19 protein-coding genes are annotated in these 22,612 nt (G+C 49.9%); 15 read left to right on the forward strand and 4 right to left on the reverse strand.

The features are described 5' to 3' along the window. Positions 1-19: 19 nt before the first annotated feature. Positions 20-1,255 carry a cytochrome P450 gene (locus IAE55_RS03260; protein WP_200630918.1) on the reverse strand — a complete coding sequence of 412 codons (1,236 nt, stop codon included), beginning with the start codon at positions 1,253-1,255 and terminating at the stop codon, positions 20-22. 153 nt (positions 1,256-1,408) lie between these two features. Continuing rightward, positions 1,409-2,890, reverse strand: a complete 1,482-nt coding sequence (locus IAE55_RS03265; RefSeq protein WP_200631176.1) for a DHA2 family efflux MFS transporter permease subunit — start codon at positions 2,888-2,890, stop codon at positions 1,409-1,411. 240 nt (positions 2,891-3,130) lie between these two features. On the opposite strand from IAE55_RS03265, the gene IAE55_RS03270 reads away from it, so the two are divergent. The 13 genes from IAE55_RS03270 (at position 3,131) to IAE55_RS03330 (ending at position 16,981) form a co-directional block, all read left to right on the forward strand. Further along, positions 3,131-3,733 (forward strand): TetR/AcrR family transcriptional regulator, encoded by a 603-nt coding sequence (locus IAE55_RS03270; RefSeq protein WP_200630919.1) that lies wholly within the window; start codon positions 3,131-3,133, stop codon positions 3,731-3,733. 8 nt (positions 3,734-3,741) lie between these two features. Then, the gene (locus IAE55_RS03275) at positions 3,742-4,971 is read left to right on the forward strand and encodes a S41 family peptidase (RefSeq protein ID WP_200630920.1); all 1,230 of its coding nucleotides are present in this window, start codon (positions 3,742-3,744) and stop codon (positions 4,969-4,971) included. Between the two features lie 185 nt (positions 4,972-5,156). Continuing rightward, positions 5,157-6,236 (forward strand): FecCD family ABC transporter permease, encoded by a 1,080-nt coding sequence (locus IAE55_RS03280; protein WP_200630921.1) that lies wholly within the window; start codon positions 5,157-5,159, stop codon positions 6,234-6,236. 3 nt (positions 6,237-6,239) lie between these two features. Continuing rightward, positions 6,240-7,001 (forward strand): ABC transporter ATP-binding protein, encoded by a 762-nt coding sequence (locus tag IAE55_RS03285; RefSeq protein ID WP_105442981.1) that lies wholly within the window; start codon positions 6,240-6,242, stop codon positions 6,999-7,001. A 16-nt stretch (positions 7,002-7,017) separates the two neighbouring features. Next, positions 7,018-8,037 carry an ABC transporter substrate-binding protein gene (locus IAE55_RS03290; protein ID WP_200630922.1) on the forward strand — a complete coding sequence of 340 codons (1,020 nt, stop codon included), beginning with the start codon at positions 7,018-7,020 and terminating at the stop codon, positions 8,035-8,037. Positions 8,038-8,190: 153 nt separating this feature from the next. Then, positions 8,191-8,403 (forward strand): hypothetical protein, encoded by a 213-nt coding sequence (locus IAE55_RS03295; protein ID WP_076165586.1) that lies wholly within the window; start codon positions 8,191-8,193, stop codon positions 8,401-8,403. Between the two features lie 224 nt (positions 8,404-8,627). Then, the gene (locus IAE55_RS03300; protein ID WP_200630923.1) at positions 8,628-9,506 is read left to right on the forward strand and encodes a hypothetical protein; all 879 of its coding nucleotides are present in this window, start codon (positions 8,628-8,630) and stop codon (positions 9,504-9,506) included. A gap of 216 nt (positions 9,507-9,722) precedes the next feature. After that, entirely contained in the window at positions 9,723-11,330 is a 1,608-nt protein-coding gene (locus IAE55_RS03305; protein ID WP_200630924.1) for a two-component system sensor histidine kinase NtrB, read from the forward strand. After that, positions 11,327-12,961: a thiamine pyrophosphate-binding protein gene (locus tag IAE55_RS03310; protein WP_200630925.1), complete on the forward strand. Its 1,635-nt coding sequence runs from the start codon at positions 11,327-11,329 to the stop codon at positions 12,959-12,961. The genes IAE55_RS03305 and IAE55_RS03310 overlap by 4 nt, the downstream gene beginning before the upstream one ends. 245 nt (positions 12,962-13,206) lie before the next feature. Continuing rightward, a complete protein-coding gene (locus tag IAE55_RS03315) occupies positions 13,207-14,196 on the forward strand; it encodes a phage baseplate protein (RefSeq protein WP_076165580.1) in 990 nt (329 codons plus the stop codon). A 181-nt stretch (positions 14,197-14,377) separates the two neighbouring features. After that, positions 14,378-14,854, forward strand: coding sequence for a Cys-tRNA(Pro) deacylase (gene ybaK / locus IAE55_RS03320; RefSeq protein WP_200630926.1), 477 nt, complete (start codon positions 14,378-14,380; stop codon positions 14,852-14,854). 378 nt (positions 14,855-15,232) lie between these two features. Continuing rightward, positions 15,233-15,877 (forward strand): SDR family oxidoreductase, encoded by a 645-nt coding sequence (locus IAE55_RS03325; protein ID WP_200630927.1) that lies wholly within the window; start codon positions 15,233-15,235, stop codon positions 15,875-15,877. Between the two features lie 249 nt (positions 15,878-16,126). Next, positions 16,127-16,981 carry a phosphotransferase gene (locus IAE55_RS03330; protein WP_200630928.1) on the forward strand — a complete coding sequence of 285 codons (855 nt, stop codon included), beginning with the start codon at positions 16,127-16,129 and terminating at the stop codon, positions 16,979-16,981. A 221-nt stretch (positions 16,982-17,202) separates the two neighbouring features. Here IAE55_RS03330 and IAE55_RS03335 read toward each other — a convergent pair whose 3' ends face one another. Next, positions 17,203-17,982: a DJ-1/PfpI family protein gene (locus IAE55_RS03335; RefSeq protein ID WP_200630929.1), complete on the reverse strand. Its 780-nt coding sequence runs from the start codon at positions 17,980-17,982 to the stop codon at positions 17,203-17,205. 319 nt (positions 17,983-18,301) lie between these two features. On the opposite strand from IAE55_RS03335, the gene IAE55_RS03340 reads away from it, so the two are divergent. Next, a complete protein-coding gene (locus IAE55_RS03340) occupies positions 18,302-20,311 on the forward strand; it encodes a WD40/YVTN/BNR-like repeat-containing protein (RefSeq protein ID WP_200630930.1) in 2,010 nt (669 codons plus the stop codon). 137 nt (positions 20,312-20,448) lie between these two features. Then, entirely contained in the window at positions 20,449-21,000 is a 552-nt protein-coding gene (locus tag IAE55_RS03345; protein ID WP_200630931.1) for a GNAT family N-acetyltransferase, read from the forward strand. A gap of 88 nt (positions 21,001-21,088) precedes the next feature. On the opposite strand, the gene IAE55_RS03350 is transcribed toward IAE55_RS03345, so the two are convergent. Then, a complete protein-coding gene (locus tag IAE55_RS03350; protein ID WP_200630932.1) occupies positions 21,089-22,588 on the reverse strand; it encodes an ABC transporter substrate-binding protein in 1,500 nt (499 codons plus the stop codon). Between the last annotated feature and the right edge of the window lie 24 nt (positions 22,589-22,612).

Genomic DNA, 22,612 nt, shown 5'->3' on the forward strand with positions numbered 1-22,612 from the left:
CACCCTTTCGATGAAATGTTTACCGGCGGATTACGCGTACCGGTAAAGAGATCAGCGTCTGTCCGGCGGCGGATGGGGTCAGGTTATCTTCCAGCTTAAACCCTGGAACGGGCTCGATCCGCTCAAATTGGTCCATGAACAGTCCCAAGCCGATATTGGCTTCAAGCCGGGCCAGCGGTGCGCCCAGACAGAAATGCGGACCGTTGCCGAAGGTCAGATGCCGTTTATTGTTGGAACGGTGGATGTTCAGCGTAAACGGGTCCTCAAAAACTTCTTTGTCCATGTTCGCAGCACTCATCCAAGCGACGACGACGTCTCCTTTTTTAAGCTCCACGCCGAGCACGTTATTATCCTGCTTCACCGTACGGTCCATCTTCGCCATGTGGAACCGGTAGCGAAGCATTTCTTCCACCGTATTCGGAAGAAGCTCGCGGTTGGCTTGAACCTCACCATAGATCTGGTCGTTATCATACAGGAAGGAATAGAACGTGCTGGACAGCAGATGGCTTGTCGTCTCAATGCCGGCCCCGAGAATAAACATGGTCATTCGGACGATTTCGTCATCGGTCAAACGTTCGCCATCGACCTCGGCCTGGATCAGATCGGAAATAATATCATCGGTGAGCTGGCTTCTTTTGGCGATGACATGCGGATAGAGATAGTTGTAGTAATTCGTGGCCGCCTGCCGCTTCAGCTCCTGAACGTCTTCGACATTGTCGGCCGGAAGAGGGAGGAACAGATGATCGACCCATTCCTTAAACAAGAAGCGGTCGTCGGACGGAACGCCGAGCAGGTCGGCGATCACGATGGTGGGCAGCGCGCTTGAGAAGCTTTTGACGATATCGATAACCGGTTCGTCATCCATTTCCTTGATCAGCTGGCTGACCACCTCATGGATGCGCGGCTCCCACAGCTTCAAGCTTCTTGGCGTGAACGCCGCCGACAGCAGGCTGCGGCTTTTGCGGTGTTCCGGAGGATCCGAACTGAGATCGACTCGTCCCGAATTATGCTGGCCGGCTTCATTATCGGCGCCGACGCTGATCGTCGTTCGGGCCCTCACGCTGGAGAAGTACTCGTAATCGCTCAGTACTCTTTTAACATCTTCATACCGGAAGACATTCCAGGAATTCGTTTCCTCATTATAGCTGATCGGATCATGTTCCAAGTGGTGCCTGTACCATTCAAAGGGGCTGAATTCTTCCACGGCGGATCGAAATTGGGTGATTTTAGCTAAGGAGATAATTTCCTTCTGCATAATACTCCCTCCCGGTTTGAATTATTTGGATTATGATTAAATAAACATATGTTAATTTAACATATAATCGTCAGAGGAACCACGACCGAATGACCCATGCCTAAAGGTCCGCTTTCCGGTTATAACGGTTGGATCAAGACCATGGGCGAACCCTTAGGCCTTACTCACGACGCCTTTTTTGATCGCAGCTTCGGGTGCATGCTCAATACTCCGGGACGTGCGCTTGATAAAGAACGAGAGCAGCAGCCCAACGATACCAATACCGATAATGACAACATAGGCGTCGTTAATTCCTTGGATGGTCGCTTCAAGCACCATTTGCTTCTGATTCGCCGCTGCGCCGCCGGACGCCATCATGTCCGTCAGATGCTTTTTCGTCCGGTCGGACATGACCGTTACCAACAGGGACGTACCGACCGCACCGGCTACTTGACGCACGGTGTTGGATATGGCTGTTCCATGCGCGTTTAATCGGGAAGGCAGTTGGTTGAGACCTGCGGTCTGGATTGGCATCATCAGCAGTGCCATACCGATCCGGCGTCCCGTCGACATGAGCAGCAGATACGCATAGGTGGTATGATCCGTCAAGTTGATGAATCCGGCGGTTGTTGCGATCGTAATGATTAATCCGGCAACGGCAAGCCATTTGGCGCCGAATCGGTCAAACAGGCGGCCGGTGACGGGCATCAGCAGTCCCATCACAAGCGCACCCGGGAGCATCAGCAATCCGGATTCCAGGGCGGAATAGCCGCGTGCATTTTGCAGGTATAACGGAAGCAGCATCATATCCGCATACATGACCATCGTAACCATGATGTTGATCACCGTGGTCAGGGAGAACATGTTGTACTTAAAAGCCCTTAGATCCAGCAGGGGTTTCTTGGAAACAAGCTGTCTCCATACAAACAGCCCGAGGGCAATCACGCCGACGGCAATGGACACCAGCACCTCGGCGCTGGACCATCCTTGGCTCCCTGCTTGGCTAAAACCATACAGCAGCGTGCCGAATGCGACTGTGGACAGAACGACGCTGATGATGTCCATCTTGGAGCGGACGGTCTCCGACACGTTTTTCAAATAAATAAAGCCGCAGATAATGACGATAACGGCAAGCGGGATCATGCCAAAGAACATCGTTTGCCATTTGAAATTTTCCAGGATGTAGCCGGCAAGCGTCGGGCCGATCGCTGGAGCGAAAATGATGGCGAGTCCCATCATCCCCATGGCCGCGCCCCTCTTTTCCGGAGGGAACAATACCAAAATCACGTTAGTTAACAGCGGCATGATGATACCGGCTCCTGCAGCTTGAATCATGCGTCCTGTGAGCAGAACCGGGAAGTTGACCGCGAGGGCGGACACGATGGTTCCGACGAGGAAAATCATCATCGAAGCTTGGAACAGCTGGCGGGTGGAGAACCTCTGCATAAAATAAGCCGTAATCGGAATCAGGATTCCGTTGACCAGCATGTAGCCAGTGGTCAGCCATTGAGCCGTGGTGGCCGAAATGTTGAAATCAATCATCAATTCCGGGGTGGCCACGCTCATGACCGTCTGATTCAGTGTGGCGAGGAAGGCGCCCAAAATCATAATGATTAGAATCGGGCCCTTCTTGACGGAACTGCTGGTTGTGTCCATAGGATGACTCAATCTACTCCTTCCTTTCTTTTCTCTCTAGACTTAATTTACAATGTGTTGGATAATTAACATTGTATAAATGAGATTATAGACAGAACCGTTGGAGCTTACAAACAACGCTTTCACAAAAAATGTAAATTAGTTATCGTTTCATCGTTTTAATGTTGATTAGTGATAAGATTTACTGCACATTGGTATTAAATTGTCTATTACGCAGGCCAGGAGAAAGGAAGGAAAAAAATGCCCGACGTTTCCAAACAGCCGACCGACCCCAGAGTGCTTCGTACAAGGCAGCTCATCAAGGATGCTTTTATCGATTTGCTGCAGGAGATGGATATCGAAAAAATGTCCATCAGCCGGATCGCCGAACGTGCCACCATTAACCGTGTCACGTTCTATTTGCATTACCGCGATATTCCCGACATGCTGGAAAAAATGGCCGATGATATGATCGAAGATTTCAAGCAGGCCGTGGGCATTGAGCCGGAAAAACCGGCAACCGAGGAAGAGGATTGGTTCATGATGCTGCGGCTTTTGGAGCATATTGCGGAGCATCACAAGTTCTACAAGGTGATCTTGGGATCGCGGAAGGCGCCCATATTCAGTGAGAGGCTGTTAAGTATGCTGACCGAGCTAATTTCGGCAAGAATCGAAGAGATGGGGACCGAGTCTTTTTGTTACAAAGCAGGCATACCCAAGGACATCGCCATCTGGCATGGATCCGCGGCCCTCATTGGTACGATCGTGGCCTGGCTGCGGAATGATATGCCGTACACACCGGCCTTTCTCGCCAAGCAGTTTTATTTGCTGACGCGCAGCCGGATTGAAACGAAGGGAGAGTGAATGGTTGGATGCAGGAGTTAACTTTAAAAGACCGGCTGTTGATTTTATCGGAAACGATCCGGATGACCGAAAAGGCATTTGCGCACTGGGAGAGTGCAACCATCACACTTGATGAATTGGGGGAAGCCGCAAAAGAGTTTTTCGGCAAAGCCGCAGCGGCCGAGAACCGGGCTGATTTTCAAAAGGTGATGTGGGCGTATTTTGGACAGCTTCGTAACGCTCATTCGAATTATATCGACAGGGCGGCGCCGTTCCCGCATGGCGGGGCATTTCCATTATCACTGCTGGAGTCGGATGGCTCTTGGCTTGTAAAGGAAGACGACACCGGTCTTACCCACCCCGGGGATATGGTGGTATCCATTGCCGGCAAATCGATGAACGAGTGGCTGAACGAGTTGGGCCAATGGACCGGGATTACGGATAGGCGCATGATGGCTGGCCTTCTATCTGTGTATTTTTCGCATTATTACATGAAGGAGCAGGCAGATATCGAATTGTTGAATGAGCAGGGCAATACTCGAACGGTTACGTTATCTCGTCAGCCTATAGATTATAACAGTCACAACAATGGCGATACATCAGGAAAATGGCTGCAGCAAGACAAAACGGCATATATACATATTCCAAGCTTTAACCATTCGAGGTTTGAAGAGAAGGCTCTCGAGCTGATCGGGGAATATCAACACGCTGCATCGATCATCATCGATGTGAGAGGAAACGGCGGCGGGAACACGCCGGGAAGGTTAACGCATCAACTTATGAACCGGCCGTATCGATGGTGGAAAGAGATGGCGCGCCATCCTGAGTTTTTATACCGGCGGCACCCGAATGCCGAAATCTCCTATACAACGGATTATCGGTTTTCCGTATTTGATCCGGACTATACGCAAGCTTCGGCCGAAACCTCCTACCAAGGTAATGTCATCATCCTGGTGGATCGATTCACCGGTTCTGCAGCCGAAGACTTTACCATGCCGTTTATTGACAACGGAAGAGCAGTTATCATCGGAGAGAGGACCTATGGTTCCACCGGTCAGCCGCTCGTTCAGCATTTCGATGACGGCAATATCGTTGTGCTGGTCGGAGCCATCCGCTCCTATTTTCCTAACGGGGACCCATTTGAGAATGTTGGCATCGTACCTGATATCGAAGTTCCGGTGGGGAGAGAAGATCTGTATCAACGATGGGACAGAACGCTGGAGAAGGCGCTTGAGGTAATCAAAAATGCATCATTGTAATTCGTAATAAAACGAAGGTCGGGCATACAGTGCCCGGCCTTTATTATGTTGTGAGGACATAACACCCCACTTATTTTTTCAACTAGGGATTGTCATGCGGAAGAATATGCCTTAATATATTCGATAATGATAATCATTATCATTACATAGACAGACATCGGTACGCATCGATAGGAGGTGAATTTTTGAATACGAAGGAAGGAGCAACTACTAGGTTGGGAAGCGGCTATTATGCAGTGATTTTGATCTTGATTATTCTAATCGCATTATCCGCTGTCTTTTCCGTATCGATTGGACAGGTACATATTCCTTTCAGGCAGGCGTGGGAGATCATCGTTCATGCCTTGACCAACGGCAAATGGGGATCGATGAGCCATGTCGAGAGCGACTCTTACGTCAACATCATTTTGCAAGTCCGGATGCCCCGCGTCATATTTGCCCTTTTGATCGGCATGGGGCTCTCCTTATGCGGAACGATCATGCAGGCGGTCGTGCAAAATCCGCTCGCTGACCCGTATATTCTCGGCATTTCGTCTGGCGCATCCTTGGGAGCAACCTTTGCAATCCTGGTCGGATTCGGCAGCGGTGCGCTGCTGTCCCAGTTCGGCGTCGCCTTCGGGGCTTTTGCCGCGGCCATGGTCACGTCGATTGCCGTGCTGGTGTTATCCAGCATCGGAGGCAAAGCGACATCGGTAAAGCTCGTCTTATCCGGCGTCGTCATCGGTGCCTTGTGCAGCTCCTTTTCCAGCCTGGTCATTTATTTTGCCAACAACGCGGAGGGCATCAAGACCGTCACATTTTGGTCCATGGGCAGTCTGGCTTCCTCCAGCTGGGATAAAACGCCAATCATGGCGGCGGTTGTACTGCTCGGCTGCGCATTGTTCTTATTGCAGCACCGTGTGCTCAATACGATGCTGCTCGGGGACGAGTCAGCCATTACGCTCGGGATTAACTTGAGTGCCTACCGCAAGTTTTATATGATCGCCGCGGCGCTTATTACCGGTACGATGGTCGCTTATGCAGGCATGATCGGTTTTGTCGGTTTAATCATTCCCCATATCGGCAGGGGGATCTTTGGCGCGGATCATAAGCGGCTGACGGCAGGAACGCTGCTGCTGGGCGGATTGTTCCTGATCTGGTCGGATATTTTATCCAGAACGCTGATTCATAATGTGGAACTGCCCATCGGGATCATTACGTCAGTGATCGGGTCGCCGCTGTTTATCTACATGATCGTGAAAAAAGGCTACAATTTCGGAGGGTGAGACATGGAGTTGACCGCAAAGGAAATGCATGTCCGTATCGGCAAAAAAGATATCGTGAAGAACGTATCGATCCAGGTCAAAAACCGGCAGTTCGTTGGCCTGATCGGTCCCAACGGATGCGGGAAATCCACACTGTTGAAAAGCATATACAAAAGCCTGGTTCCGCAGAAAGGGACCGTTTATTTAGACGACCTGGATGTGCTGAAAACGAACGAAAAGAAAGTTTCGCAGCGGCTTGGCGTCGTGGGCCAGTTTAATGAGATGAATTTTGATTTAACGGTCCAGCAGATGGTCATGTTGGGCAGAACACCGCACAAGAAGCTGCTGGAATCCGACAAAGCGGAAGATATGGCGATTGTGGAAGAAGCTTTGGCGAGAACGAATTTGCTGGATTATAAAGAGCGCAGCTATTTGTCGCTGTCTGGCGGGGAAAAGCAGAGGGTCATTTTGGCGCGGACGATCGCGCAGCAGCCGAAATTCATGATTTTGGATGAACCGACGAATCACCTCGATATTCGGTACCAGCTCGAAATCTTAACTTGTGTAAAAGGGTTGGATATCGGGGTGCTGGCCGCGCTTCACGATTTGGAAATGGCCGCTCATTACTGCGATTATCTCTATGCCATGAAGCATGGCGAGGTATATGCGCATGGCACGCCTGAAGAGGTACTGACGCCGGAGAACATTGAAGCGCTGTACCAGATCAAGTGTAAGACATATATAAATCCGGTTACGAACGGGTTGGGATTTGCTTATGGTCTATAAAAGGGGAGGAAGACAAGTGAAAAAACATCTGCTGCTGACTGCCGGGATTGCGGCAATGCTCGTGCTCAGCGCCTGCGGAAATGCGGCGAAAACCAGTGAACCGGAGGCCCAGGCTGCCAGCCACTATCCGGTAACGATCGAAAATTTCACGAAGGCGGAAGGCGGAACGACCTGGGAGAAAAAAGAGCAGGTATTCGATAAGGTGCCAGAACGCATCATGGCCAATACCCGCCCGGCAGCGGAACTGCTGCTTCACCTTGGACTTGGTGACAAAATCGCCGGGGTCGGCGCGAATTTCGGGGCACCGGATCCAGCGGTCGAATCGGAATATAACAAACTGAATATCCTTAGCGACGAGTACGTCGGCAAAGAGGTTACGCTGGGGACCAATCCTGACCTGGTTTATGGACGGGGCGGCTTATTCGATAACGCCGATTGGGGAGTCGGTACGGTGGACACCTTGAACGGCATGGGAATCAAAACCTATGTTCTGGAATCGTCGGTGACCGGGGGAACCTATGATTCGATTTACAAAGATATTGAACATCTAGGTGAAATTTTTAACGTACAAGATAAGGCCGAGTCGTTCATCCAGGAGCTGAAAGGGAAGCAGGAAGGCATCGCTTCCAAACTAGCGGGTATCCAAGCGGAGAAAACATTCGCCTATCTCCATATGAGCGATCCGAAGGAAGTGAGCGTATACGCAGCCCAACAAGAAACATTTTTTAATGATGCGTTCAAAATGGTCAAACTGGACAACGTTTTTAAAGATGAAACAGGCGAGGTCAGCGTCGAAATGCTGATTCAGGCAGACCCGGATGTACTCATCATCCCGGACTGGAGCACGACGGGCGGCACGACCCAGGATATGCTCAAAGAGGCGCTTTATGCAAATCCCAAATTGTCCAGCATGAAGGCGATCAAAAACAAGCAAATCTATGCGGTGGACTACAACTATATGTTTGGCTATGGCTACAATACGATCGACGGGATGGAAAAGCTGGCCAAAGAAATGTATCCTGACTTGTTTAAATAGTTTCATTTCATATAGAAGCGCGTCATGGCAACACTTTGTAATCGACAGAATCGCCGCACCTCCATCAGATTTCCTTCCTTCTGATTTGTGTAAATAAGAAGTAACAGCCTGGGCCATACTATGCCAATAGGAAATGAATGGGAGGTGGGAGCGATGAGCGAGACCAGCATTACGATTCATTTTGTCGGCGGAGAAGCACTCAATATTATATCCGATGACGTCAGCGGTGTAATTTCCAGGCTGAAAAGCGAGGAATGGGTAGAATTGAATGAGCATCAGGTGCAAACTTCGAACATTTCCTTTTTTACGGTGTATGAGTCAGGCTTTGGCAAAAACAGCGAAAAACAGCTTCCGTCTAAAAGCTGAGTGGGTCATTAGCATACCGAACGACAGCCTGGAGCGATCCGGGCTGTTTTTTTGTCGTGAAGACTTTCATATCTATACCCAGCAGGCTGATGGGCTTCTCGTCCATTCCGTTATCCTCGACTAAGGTCTAGTGATCACACTGGCCCTTTGATAGGTGTGCTCCATGCGATTTTCCTTATAATTAATATTATACATAACCAAACAGGAAGAAACTGGGGGTACAAATGAAAAACATAATCACAGGAACGACCGCCGTACTTGCCGTCATGCTGCTCGCAGGCTGCGGTACCGTGGACGATGCTGCACAAAAGCTCAAACAGGGGGCGCACGAAACGGCAATGACTGCCGGAACAACGGTCATGGATAAAGTTAGCGGTATCGAAGAAAGCATCAAAAGCAAGGGTGACAGCATTCAGCTTACTGCCGCACAGGAAGTTGGGGCGGATTCATCGGTACAAATTCACCATAAAGCAGGGCACATCACTCTCGTACGGGGTACAGGAAATAAGATCACCGTGGAGACCACCATCTGGTTTTTAAATGATCAAACTCACCGCAATATTGCCGAGCAAGCGGAAACCTCCATTGTGGATAAAAACGGCACGATGGAAATCGTGACACATGCAAAGGGGGATCCCAAACGAGATTTATGGGATTGGGCAGAGTCCCGTTTCGGGAAATCCGAGCTGTTCATCGAGTATGTCGTCAACGTGCCGGATCGGATCACCGGTTATGAAATTGTTAACGATGTCGGCGGCATCACGATGAAAAACCTGAACGGATCGTATCAGGTTGAAAATAGTGTTGGCAGTATAACCGTTGAAGGAGCGCATGTTGCAGGGAAATCCAGAATCCAATCGGATGCCGGAAGCGTCCGTGTGGACATCCAGGAAATGGAGAAGGACAGCACTCTTCAAGTAGGCACCGATGTAGGCGGAGTCCAAGCGGCCCTTGCAACTTCCTTGTCTTGCACCTTGAAGGTTCAGAGCGAACTCGGAACCATTTCCGGTGTATCGGGCGGTTCTACCGAATTCAACGGCGGGGGCCCGGTCATTACGCTTTCCTCTTCGGTCGGAGCGATTTCGGTTGAAGAAGCCATTTGAAATCAGTGATTTGAAACCAATTATGTTTAGATGATTTGTGATTATCTTTGGCACCATGAAGAGGCTGTCCCTGAGTCCGTAGACCTGGGGACAGCCTATTTGTTTGTTCGACATCAACTTTGAAAATATTGCCTAATCCCCAAAATATTTATATTCCTTACGCCAAATTTACTATAAGATATAGGAAGTACAGTCGTATTTTGGGGGTTCGACCACATGGAAAACAATTACCTCGCCGAGGTTCGACGACGTTGCATCGCTTATGGAATGCAGCCAACAGATGTTCCCTCACCCTTAACAACCGTGTCCGAAGAGCATCTACAGAGACAGAAGCGGCTTTATGCCGACATTCTGGAGGTTACCAAGGGATTTGGAGAGAACACGATTCAATTACTAAACGGGCAAATGGTTTCATTCGTCGTCACGGATGACAAAGGTTTGGTTATTGATTCCTTCGGTGATCGGATTATTAGAGAACAACTTTCACAGCTGAATATTAAAGAAGGGAGCTTACTCATTGAGAGAGAGGTGGGGATTTGTGCGACGCTGATCACGCTGGAGAACAAAATTCCGTTTCAAACCGTAGGGACGGATCATTATCATCTTGTTCTGCACGAATCCGCCTGCCACAGCGTCCCGTTTTCGTTTCCTGGCAATCATGGGGTGCGCGAAGGAACGATCTCCCTGATGACAAGCATCGTCGATTTCAGCAATTACCAGCTCGCCATGCTCGTCAATATGGCGGAATCCATGGGAAGGGAGCTGAAGCTGAGAAAAGCGAACCAGCGGCAGCTGGATCTGCACCATCTCATGGTCGACAATTTGGATACCGGAATTCTTTTGGCTGACCGCTCCGGCATTGTAGTCGATTTCAATCACGTCGCCCTAAACATCATCCCCGATTATATTTCCGTCGGACAGTCCTCCTATCAAATTACGGAGCTCGGACCGCTTTTTTTGCAAACGATCGCTAACGGCCAGCGGCAGCGGGGAATCGAGGTTCATTTTCACGCCGGCGGGACACACACGGTTTGCCTTGCCGACATCATTCCGATATTTGAAAATGGGATCATCCAAGGCGCCTATGCGCAGCTGCGGGATATTACCGAACGTTATTTGCTGGAGCAGCAGATCATCGTCAGCGAAAAGCTATCGGCCATCGGCAAGCTGGCCGCCGGTTTAGCCCATGAAATCCGCAACCCGCTAACCTCCATCATGGGCTTTGTGCAAATTATCCGCGAGAGGCCGCTGGACCCGGACACGACCCGTTATTTGGGTTTCGTACACGAGGAACTGGTGCGCGTTAAAAATCTTGTATCGGATTTTGTCACGATGTCCAAGCCTTCTTTTCCAATCGTCAAGCCGATCGAAATCAATCTGTTCCTTGACAGCGTGCTTGATTTTATGGAAGGACAGGCCGCGCTGCACGATATCCGGTTTATCCGGGATTACGATACCGGTGACCAGGACATCCTGTATGCCGATGCTTCGCAAATTAAGCAGGTACTGATCAATATTTTACAAAATGCCGTTGAAGCGTCCCAGCCTAAAGAAGCCGTAACCTTAAAATCTACCATTCAAAACAAACATCTAACCATCACTATTTCTGACAATGGCACCGGTATTAGTCCTGAAAACCTCACAAAAATACAGAATCCTTTTTTTACGACCAAAGAGAACGGAACGGGCCTGGGTCTATCCGTATCCTACCGCATTATTAACAACCATAACGGAGAGATCACCGTCGATTCCAGATTGGGTGCAGGAACGGAATTCAATATCCGATTACCTTTGTCAGGCATTTTAAAGGAGTGTCCTGTGTGAAAAATGTCGTAGAGCTCTTAGTTGAAACGCTGGTCAGTATGGATGTTCAGCATGCTTTCGGAATTCCGGGCAAATCCGTTGCCCCTGTGATTCTGGAATTTGGCAACCAGGGGATCGAATTTATTCTGGGAAGGCATGAAAGCGGGGCGGGTTTTGCAGCCGGAGGTTATGCTTTTGCTGGGAAAAAGCTGGGGGTGGTCGTCGGTACTTCAGGACCGGGAGGGACCAATCTGGTCACTGCCGCAGCGCATGCGAAAATGAACTGCCTTCCCGTTCTCTTCATCACGGGACATCAGTCGGCGGCGGAAACAGGGATCCCGCAATGCCAGGATTCCTCGTTATTCGGCATCGATTTGGCGGAAATTATGAAACCCGTTACGCTGTTCAGCACGATGGTTTCCCGCGCCGATACCTTCCCGGCGATTCTTAATCATGCGCTTCGCGAAGCCATGACCGGACGCAAAGGTCCGGTGCATCTGTGTATCCCGTTTGATGTGATGATTTCGCCAGTAGCCGAGACGAATATCCATATTCCGTCAAGCCGTCTAAACTATGCCGCAACCAATCTGACGGATGTGGTGAATCAGGTGCGAGCCGCCCGAAACCCGGTCATTCTGGCAGGAAAAGGGGTCGTCCTCTCCGGAGCTCAGGAGCCCCTCGCCAGGTTCGCCGAGCAGTTTCAGGTTCCCGTCGTCACAACTCCCGGTGGCAAGGGGAGCATCCATTCGATGCATCCACAATATTACGGACCTTTTGGTCTGGGCGGGCACCAAAAAGCCAAGCACCTGCTGGAGTCGGGTGTCGACCTGATGCTGGTGATGGGATCGCGATTGAGCGACACCGCACTGGCGGGCTTGGACCGTTCTTATTTCCCGCAAAGGATTATTCAGTTCGATATCTCCTATGAATTTATGGGCGGGATAATCCAGGCTGAGCATACGCATGTGTTCGGCGATATTACAACGAATCTCGAGGAGCTGCTGCGCCTGTACCCGAATGAAAACGTGAGTGATGACGTGCGGTTTGGTGAGCGGTATCATGATCCGCTGCCCGAGCTTCAGTCCCTTTCGGTCGCGGAAGTCTGCCAGGCGGTAGGGGATATCATTCCTGAGCGAACCACGGTTTTTGCCGATGATGGCGCACATGGGTACCATGCGGTTCGTTGGCTGGATGTAAAGCCTGGCGTCACATTTTTCTTCGATTCCTATTTTGCTTCCATGGCCAATGCGATCGGGATGGCGATTGGTACTAAATTTGCCGACCGGGACCAGAACGTCATCTGCTTGACGGGAGACGGCTGTTTATTTATGCTGGGCTCTGAAATCTCGACCTGCGTCGCCGAGCAGCTTCCGGTTATTTTTATCGTCATCAATAACGGACAGCTGGATATCGCATTAAAAGGGATGCGCGAGTTTACCGGAAGAACCGACGGCACGGTCTTTAAGCAGCCTTTGGATGCCGCAGCGTATGCGGCTTCAATGGGAGCGGACAGCGCGCGGTGCACGACGCTCAGCGAATTTACGGATGTTTTTAAACAGGCACTGCAGCTCAATAAGCCTTTTGTGATTGACGTGATCGTGGACAAAGAGGAGATCCCTTCCACCTTGGCTCGGCAAATGAAGCTCGATTAAAAAATTTATGCTACCGAATTGACCGGATAACGCGAGAGAAGCGCCTATATGGCGCTTTTTTATTTTTGCAAATCTTCATATTCCTAATAGATTGGGAGAATTGTATTAAGGTATTTGAATTGGGTTCATCCCAAATATGGGCAAATCATGTGAGTATTTAGCCCTAATTCTTTGAAAAACGGTTTTCATAGCCAGTTATTTCTATTAGCATAATGCTAACAACACTCAAAGGAGGTATGAACAAGATGTATTCATTTCAGTCATTGATCTCAAGGAACAAGCATTTTAAATTATTCTGCTTCGTTGCTCTTTCCATCCTGCTCTTTGGGATGTCGAGTTTGACCGCCTTTGCGGCATCGCCGGGAAAAACCGTCAACGCTTCGGCGAAACTGGCATACAACCTTAAAGGACTTCATCATAAACTGGCGGTTCAGAAAGCTTATATTGCTTCGAAATACGTATATGTTACCCAGCGGTCCAAAGGGACGGTCTATCTATCAAGACTGGTTATCAACGGCAATACCGCTACATACAAGGATGAAATGAAGATCACCAATGCCGGTCACGGGCAAACGCTTGATATGTATACCTACAAAGGGATCAACTATTTTTACTTCAGCTCAAAAGCCGATCCTTCAACAAGCAATTATTGGTCGCTCCAGGTCGCGAGACTTCAATATTCAGCCGGCAAGACCCTGGATTATACGGACCTTCACCGGTTCACGTATATGAATTACGCTAACAAAAAGGGCACAAGACTAGGGGACACGTACCGTGTTGACGGCGGCGGAAACAGCACATATACTTTTTTTCGGGTACAAACGAAACAAGGAAAGGTCACCTGGTCCGTTTATGATACGGTTAAACTGAACAAGCTGCTGGACAGCAACGAGCAGGTCCGTCTGGATAGTGCGGCGGCGAAGGCAGCGTGTGTATCCAGCTTTACCCAGTCGGGCAGTGCCATCGTGAGACCGAACGGTTCCTTCCAAGGCGCCGACCTGCTTGGCAAAACGGAAATTTATACGTCTGGCGGCGCTGAAGGAAACACCCCGCAGATTGCTATGATATCTAACACAGGAGCTTATAAGAGCCTGGTGAAAATCACCAACGTTGGAAAACATGAAATCGAGGGTGTACAAAACAAAAACGGGAACGTTTATTTTAATATCGTAACCAATCCCGACAGTAAGCAGAATACCCAGAAAATCTATTACGTTCCAGACAGCATTTTTTAATCGCGATCGTGTTGGCTGGTTCGATGAAAAGACAGAAAACAACCTGAGCATGGTTCAGGTTGTTTTTCTATTGGTAGTGATTATGAAATTTTTCCGGGGTCCGTTACCATGATAAAATAGTATGGAGCTTCAACTGCCAGTTATTTAACGAATCGTCATTGCAAAGGAAAGGTGAAGAAAATTGTCAGCCAAGACGAATGCCTGCCGAATACTCGACACGCTTCAAATCAAGTATTCGCTGCACGAATATGAATGGGACGAAAATCAGCTGGATGCGGCAACGGTAGCCGCGAAAGTAGGGCTGGAGCCCGGCCAGCTGTTCAAGACGCTCATTTTAAAAGGGGATAAGACAGGGGTCATCGCTGCTTGTATTCCAGGCGACCGGGAACTGAATCTGAAAAATCTGGCCGCTGTAAGCGGCAATAAAAAAGTGGAGATGGTGCCCGTGAAAGACATTCAATCCTTAACAGGGTATATCCGGGGCGGCGTGTCTCCACTGGGCATGAAAAAGAAGTATCCGCTGTATATGAATGCATCCGTGAGCTCCATGGAAGTCGTCAGCATTAGCGGAGGAAGACGGGGGCTGCAAATTTTTCTAAGTGGGCAGGACTTAGCGGCAGCTGCGGAGGGGGTGCTGGCCGATCTTGTGTACAGTTAGCCCGCGATGATGGAACGGGTTCAGACACATGAACCTGCAGGTCTAATCAGATTTTGCCTATTGAACTCAAAAGCTGCATAAATGCGATAAAAAAGCCGCCAATCAACACTAAAACAATCACCATGATCAGTACAAATCTTTTTCCATCCATCGTTAAACACCTCAGGATGATTATACCAAAAGATAGCCCTGATCCATAACAAATATGGAAAGCAAGGCCTTGAAATCAGAGCAATGTCTGGGGGGAATTGTGATTCGGGCGAAAAAAGAAAACGGTGAAATTCATTTCTTGGGTTAAAAACAATCTTATCTATCCATAATTAAGCCTATGTATACGGAACACTTTGATCTAAGTATAGAAGAAAGGAAGGATTTACTATGAACGTACTGATTATCGGAGCCAATGGCCAGATTGGCCGGCATCTTGTAAGAAAGCTGCAGGAATCCAACAAGCACAATGCCATCGCGATGGTGAGAAGCGACGAGCAGAAAGCGGCATTTGAAGAGCAGGGCGTGCAAGCGGTGCTTGCTGACCTGGAAGGAAGTATCGATGAGATTTCCCGCGTTGCCGAGGGGGCGGATGCAGTTGTATTTACTGCAGGCTCGGGTGGCCATACAGGAGCGGATAAAACGATGATGATTGATTTGGATGGTGCAATCAAGTCGGTAGAGGCTGCCAAACAAGCCGGGGTGCGCCGCTTCATCATGGTGAGCGCGATCGGGGTCCATCACCGCGAGCTTTGGATGGAGAGTGCGCCTTACTACAGCGCCGCAAAGCATTATGCGGATATTTGGCTCGAGCAGAGCGGCCTGGATTATACGATTGTTCGCCCAGGCGGGCTGATCAATGAACCCGGAACGGGGAAGGTCACCGCGGCGGTTGACCTGGATCGGGGGACAATTCCCCGTGAAGATGTGGCTGAGGCTATACTAGCATCATTGGAAAATCCTCATACCGTCGGCAAAGCTTTTGATATAATTCGTGGCGAAACTCCAATCATGGAAGCGTTAAACGCGTTATAAACATCCCGTAGAGACCCGAGGGGTATTTCTAGATAAACCAGGTTATTGAAGCCGCTGAATAAGCGGTTTTTTTCTGTAGCGTCATACCTGCTACTCAGTCCCATGAGCGTGGCACTAAGGGAAAAGGTCGAATGGATCAAGGAGGATAACCGATCGCTATCACGAAGTAAAAAAGATTCCGAGTTGTTTTTCGCCAATTTATATCTAGTACCAATATGCCGAGTATTTCGAAAGGGAGCGGAGAATCGTATGCATCGTCATCCATCGTTTAATTTGCTGCTTCACGACGACGAAGAACTGGCAGAATATCTAGGCAGCCCGGTCTCTCAACGGACCACCATTCACGAGTGGCCCTTATCGTGTGTTCAGCGCATGGTTACGGAGCAGGGAGGCCGTTACATTTATAAAGTGCAGGCTCCGCCGACGCTGGAAGCCCAATTTTATGCTCGTGCTCAATCTCCGCTCCTGGTGCCGGTTCGCGTGATCGAAGCGAAGGACAATATGACGGCTATGCTAATGGAAGAAATCCGGGCGCCGCGGCTGAAGGACATTCCTTTAAAAGATACGGAGGCAGCCAGCATCGCCAATGATCTGATAGACATGATCTCACAGATCCATGGAGATTTGCCTGTCATGTTCGACATCAGTACGGAAGAAGGATGGGCCGCATATATCGAGGGTGCTCTTCATGATATTTCCGAATGTATTCATGAAGGAAGCTTCAAGGAAGTGGACATCGGCAAGGTCAACAAACTGCGCGAGTGGAGTCAAGCCCCGGCATTGCTTACCGAACTCCGTTCACCTTCAGGATATGTACATGCAGACCTCAAAGCGGAAAATGTGCTGGTGACAAACGACGGGTACCGGGTCCTCGACTGGCAGCGCCCGATTCGGGGGCCGGTATCTCTGGATGCTGCAGCTTTATTACATTCGCTGGGTATTGATCCTGTTCGTTACGTCCCGATCGGCATTATGCAAATCTATCATTTCCTGCATCTCGCATGGTATGCCCAAGCGGCAAGGAAATGGGTTCCTCAGGGGAAGCCGTGGTTCGACCGCCTTATTGCCGAAATTGCTCGTGACCTCGAGCTGAAGCAGATCTAACTTAGCAGTGACTAACCCCAATAACAAAAGCTACCGGGCATCGGTGCGAGCTTACCTCTATCCTGCTGATGAAGCTCGTCTCGACCGAAATGATCCTGATACGTTAACTAAAAGGCACCTCTTACCTGCCATGAGGCATTCTAGAGGTGCCTTATTATGTTTGTAACTACATTTTCAGATCAGACGACGATCTTTGACCTTATTAAAAGAACAGCGTTCGGTCATTTTACAGCCGTATTTTTGAAAAAGTCGATGGGCGTCGTGCCTTCGGCTTTCCATACCGTGCCGCGCTGCTCGTACTGGAATAAGTTTTCTACAGCGTTAGCGATCTGCGGCCCCAACTCGCGTTCTACCAAATATAGGGCTACGTCCAATCCTGAAGTCACGCCTCCTCCGCTGACCAGGCGTGGTCCATCCTCAACAACTCTGGCCTCTACCGGGATTGCGCCCGCGGCACCTAACGCAGTCATGCCAATCGGATTGGTCACGGCATGCCGGTCTTTCAGCAGACCATCCATCGCAAGCAATAAGGAACCTCCGCATACCGTTGCTACCGTCACTTCTTTATCGTCCATTGCTTGTTTGATCATGCTGGTTAAGGGCGTTTGCTTCGCCTTCCAAAGAAGGTTCGGAATGGTATCAGGAGTATTTCCCGCCGGCTTGCCAGCAGCACCAGGCACCACAATAATTCCCGGCTGATTGGGGTCCAGCTTGGATTTCGCTTCCAGAGAGGGTCCACCCAGCCCGCTCGGAACAGAACGCTTGCCTTCTGCGGATACCAGTTCGACCGTCACTTTGTCACCGGAATACATACCCGCAGCGGCAAATACTTCATAGGGCGCCAAGGCGTCGAGCAAATCGAATCCATCGAACAGCACGACTTGAACATGAAGAGTATCCTTCCTGTTTTGATTGTCTGGTGCAGCATTCGCACTCGCGGCGGGGACAGCCAGACTGAGTACCAATGCCAATGACAAAAATAATGCAAACATCTTTCTCATTTCTGAATCTTCCTTTCTCTCTTCGCACCAAGCCCAGGCAGTATAGCTCATGCGTTTTTTATTAGCAGTAGAATCATATCAAGCGAATATCACAAACGGCGTTCTATAAAAGTCACAAAAGGATCAACAACTCCTCACAATCCATGGAGCCATGAAAATATGAAAATCTTGACTCCAAAACGAGAACAATCCTTAACCCATCGCACTAAAGCAAACTCTATAATTAAACTTGTCATGAACAATCTTAAGCCTTGGACGGTTAAAGCACAGAAGATTTATTTTACAGAATGTTTTTGCGCGGATGAAGGAGGCGTTAAACATGAGAATAAGACGCAGGCATGTCAGAGCAGCAGTCCTTGTGTCCATTTTGGCAGCCGTTCTTACGGGGTGTGCTAAAGGGGCGGAACCAGCAGCGGCCGCGCTGTCTTCGGCTGATATCCCTATTCAGCCGCAGCAGGGAAAGGAGCTCAAATGGAATGGGAATATCCCGTATGATCTTCCGGTTATCGATTTCATCGACTCCAAAACGGGATTTGCGGTTAAAGAGCGCACTGACGCTCAACTAAGGCTGCTGTCCACCCATGACGGCGGAACGCATTGGCAGGAACAGAATTTGCCTGGGAAGTATATACGCAGCCTGGACTTTATCAATGCCAAAACCGGGTATGCTTTGGTCGAAGACAACTGTTCCAGCAGCGCAGGACAGCTGAAGTGCAAACAGATCAGCCTGCTAAAAACCGGAGACGGTGGCAGCAGCTGGATGACAAAATGGAAGGCCGAATCCCATGAGGACCACAGCCAAGGCAATCCCATTCTGCGGAAATTGTCGTTCGCAAATGAGGAAAGCGGCGCGATGCTCGTAAACGGCCGCCTGCTGCTCACACAGGATGGTGGAAATCATTTTCAAACGGCTGTGTTCGGAATCAAGGACTTCAAGCCGATCAGCACAAGTTTTCCGAAAGCCGGCACCGGCTATGAGGTCGGTACGGTCGGCAAGGATGATACCAAGCTTGCTGTTATAAAGACCAATAATGGTGGGCGGACATGGTCCAAACAGCTGGATCTCTCTGCGAAGGATTCGCCTTTGTCCGCCTTTCAAATCTCGTTTGCGAGTGAAAATACCGGTTGGCTGCTGACAAATGAGAAGGGGATGCTGAGCGGGGACGTCTACCGTACCGTTGACGGAGGTAAGCATTGGACTAAAATGAGCACACAGCGGACGGGACGTCCTTATGTAAACGGTATTCAGCTGATCGACGGGAACACTGGCGTAATTTCGCTGCACCCGGGCGCGGGACCGATCGAAGGAGGCATTTGGCTGACAAAGGACGGCGGCCGCAGCTTTACCAGCGTGAGCAAGGCGGTGGCGGTAAATCAGGTACAGATGGTGTCCGCTAAGGCAATATGGGCCGCCGTCGACGGGATGAACGGCTCCGATTTTCTCATTCGCTCGACTGACGGGGGAGTAAGCTGGCAGGAGTCTTATCCGCTATCCGAGCCGTATGGCAGACCAACGGAGGACATGGCTTTTATCGATCGTCAACTCGGATTTGGCATTGGAACCCAGCTGGACAGCGGTAAGGTCCTGAAAACGATCGACGGTGGGGCGAGCTGGAAGATCATCGCTTCCCTGGATTCTTATATCCGGCTTGAGAAAATCAGCTTTGTCAGTGAGAAAGAAGGCTTCATGATGGCCTTCCGGGATAAAGACCCCCAGCATGTTTTATTGAAAACCCAGGACGGCGGGCTCACCTGGCATGAAGTTTCCAGCGAATCGCTGAACAAGCTGGGGATATCCGACGTTTCAGCCTTCCGGTTTTTTGACACGAAACATGGCGTCTTGTTCGCCACAGGAGAAGGGAAGGCTATTTATCGCACTTCGGATGGCGGAAAGACCTGGGGCAAAACGCTGGTGAGCAAAGAAAATAGTGAGATGCAAGTCTCCTTGACCTCCTATACCAGTGGATGGCTGCTGAAGCAGACGGACACCAAGGGAAGTCTTGAGCTCATTCGGTTCGGGACGGATCATTCGGCGCAAACTGTATTGACACTGAACAAGGACTGGTATCCGGACGCTGTCTATTTTAGCGATGAAACGCACGGGTATATGCTTTTTGAAGATTTCGAAGCCAAAGAAGGTGTGATAACACGGCTCCTGACGACTGCTGATGGGGGCCGCACCTGGGTGGATCATCCTTTTCCCGCGGATGCCGAGATGGTAGACGTCCGATCGATCGGCTTTTCCGATCCGCAGCATGGCTGGATTCAGTTCCTGCAGGGAACTGCCGTGACGGCTGATGGCGGGCTGAGCTGGTCCGTTCAGCAGTGATCATCGACAGGTCTAGCCGGAAATCGGAGAAGCTGACAACATGTGCCCATTTTTTGCCGCCAAACGGCGGTTTTTTTTATCCTTCGCTTGAACTAAAATCTAATTAAATTGAAGTAAGAAGAAAGGGGCACTGGTGCATGAAAGCATTGCCGACCATTCCACTAGACAGGCTGCTGTTACGTCCTTTTTGCCTAGACGATGCCAAGGCTGTTCAGGAATTAGCCGGGGATCCATACATCGCTGACATGACGTTATATATTCCTCATCCCTATGAAGATGGCATAGCGGAGAAATGGATCGCGTCCCACCAAGATCAATTTGATCAGGGACGATCCCTCGAGCTGGCTATCGTACATAAGGAAGGCCAATATGTGATCGGTGCCATCTGCATCGCATTCCATCAGCCATTTGACCACGGCGAACTTGCTTATTGGGTCGGGAAGCCCTATAGCAATCTCGGTTATTGTACCGAAGCCACAAAGGGGATCGTTCGTTACGCCTTTGAAGAAATAAGGTTAAACCGCGTATTTGCGCGTCATTTTGGCAGGAATCCCGCTTCGGGTAAAGTGATGGCTAAGGTGGGGATGAAATATGAAGGCACGTTACGACAGCATGCTAAAAAGCAGGGGAAATATGAGGATCTTGTGTATTATGGGCTGTTAAAAGAAGAGTATCTTTCGATGAAATGACCGGCAGCGAGCCACATGATGCATGACCGGCTGCCGGAAAATACAATTAAAGAACAGATTGCACGCGGAGAGTTGTATTCACAAACGGCTATCTGCTGACAGCACGCCATGCATCCAGCTGTCTCTGCACTTCTTTACGCACGTCTTCAATACCTGCCTGCTTCAGTTCATGATTAAACTTGGGGAGGATCGCGCCAACATCGACGGAGCCTGTCATCAGACTGGGGTAGTATTTCTGCCAGACCATCTCAATGTTATCGGTTTGTGCCGTCATTTTGCTAAGATCCGGCGTAAATCCGAGCACGGCCGACTTGACGACTCCAGCATTATATTGACGGAACTGCTCCCATTTATCGAGGGGATCCGGGTAGCCGCCGCCCATCGTATTCAGGATAAACCAATTTCCCTGAGTATACTGTACTCCAGCATAACGGGAAGAGGCATCGGCTCCATCCTTATCTTTTGAGGAGATGGGGACAACCTGCCCTTTGGCATCAAGCGTGTAGTGCACGCCCTCAATACCGTAATTAAATAAGTTCCGTATTTCCGGATCCGTGTTCAGCAGATTCAAAAACTTAATGCTCTCGGCGGGATGCTTGGTGTTGGCATTGACCGCCATAATTCCTCCCCGGACCGATTCCGTGGTGACAACGCTCGGCGTAACAGGATTCGCCACAACCTTGTAGCCGCGGTCCTTGCTCCAGGTCGTCTCCGAAAGGGGACCGCCGCCGGAGGATTTCCAGAATACTTTGGCTCCCCGCTTCAAGCCTCCAGGCTCCCGCAGCGCGGCGTCTTTGTTAATGAAGCCAGCCTTGTAATAACGTCGCAGCGTATCCAGAATCTGCCGCGCTTCCTTGGTTTCGAATATATTGACGACCTCGGCGCTCGGATCCAGCGATTTGATCATTAAGGGAATTTTGTTGTTCATGATATATTCATAGCCATCGAGTGCAAAGAAATTGTGCGAATCCCGATCAAGCTCCATCGGCACGTAATCCGGTTCTTTTTGTTGAATCATCCGAAGAAGAGGTTCAAGCGATTCCAGCGTATCGTACTTGGAGATGTCGATATGGTATTTATCCACGATGGAAGCAGGGTACATCCACTGATCGCGCACGGCCAGCTCCTTATTGGTAGGAATGCCGTATATGCCGCCGTCATTCATGCGTACTCCCTGCCAAAAGATCGGATCAACCTCGTCGTACATCTCCTTGCCCAGTCCCTGAAGGTAGTCATCCAATCTCAGCCAGGCACCGCGCATTGCCGTGGGGGCGTAATCAGGAACAAAGGCGATGTCGAATGGACTGCCGGCGGATATGAGCGTGTGCAGCCGATCTTCATATTCCTGCCAACCGACCTTGATATACGTGACGGTGACGCCGATTTTGGGTGCCATGATTTCGTTGATCTTATCGTTGACGAGCTGTAAATCCTTATCAGGTTCTCCAATCGTATAATAAATCAGATTGACCGGTGCGCCTTCATCGGAGTCGCTATTTTGGCCGGACTGACGAAAGCAGCCTGTCGTCGATAAGAGCAGTAGAATCAAAGAGAGGGTTATTAAGATCGGCTTGCGTCCATAATTCATGACCACCAGCAGCCTCCTTTCTGA

The organism is Paenibacillus sp. S28, assembly GCF_016624415.1.
Lineage (GTDB): Bacteria > Bacillota > Bacilli > Paenibacillales > Paenibacillaceae > Paenibacillus_AQ > Paenibacillus_AQ favisporus.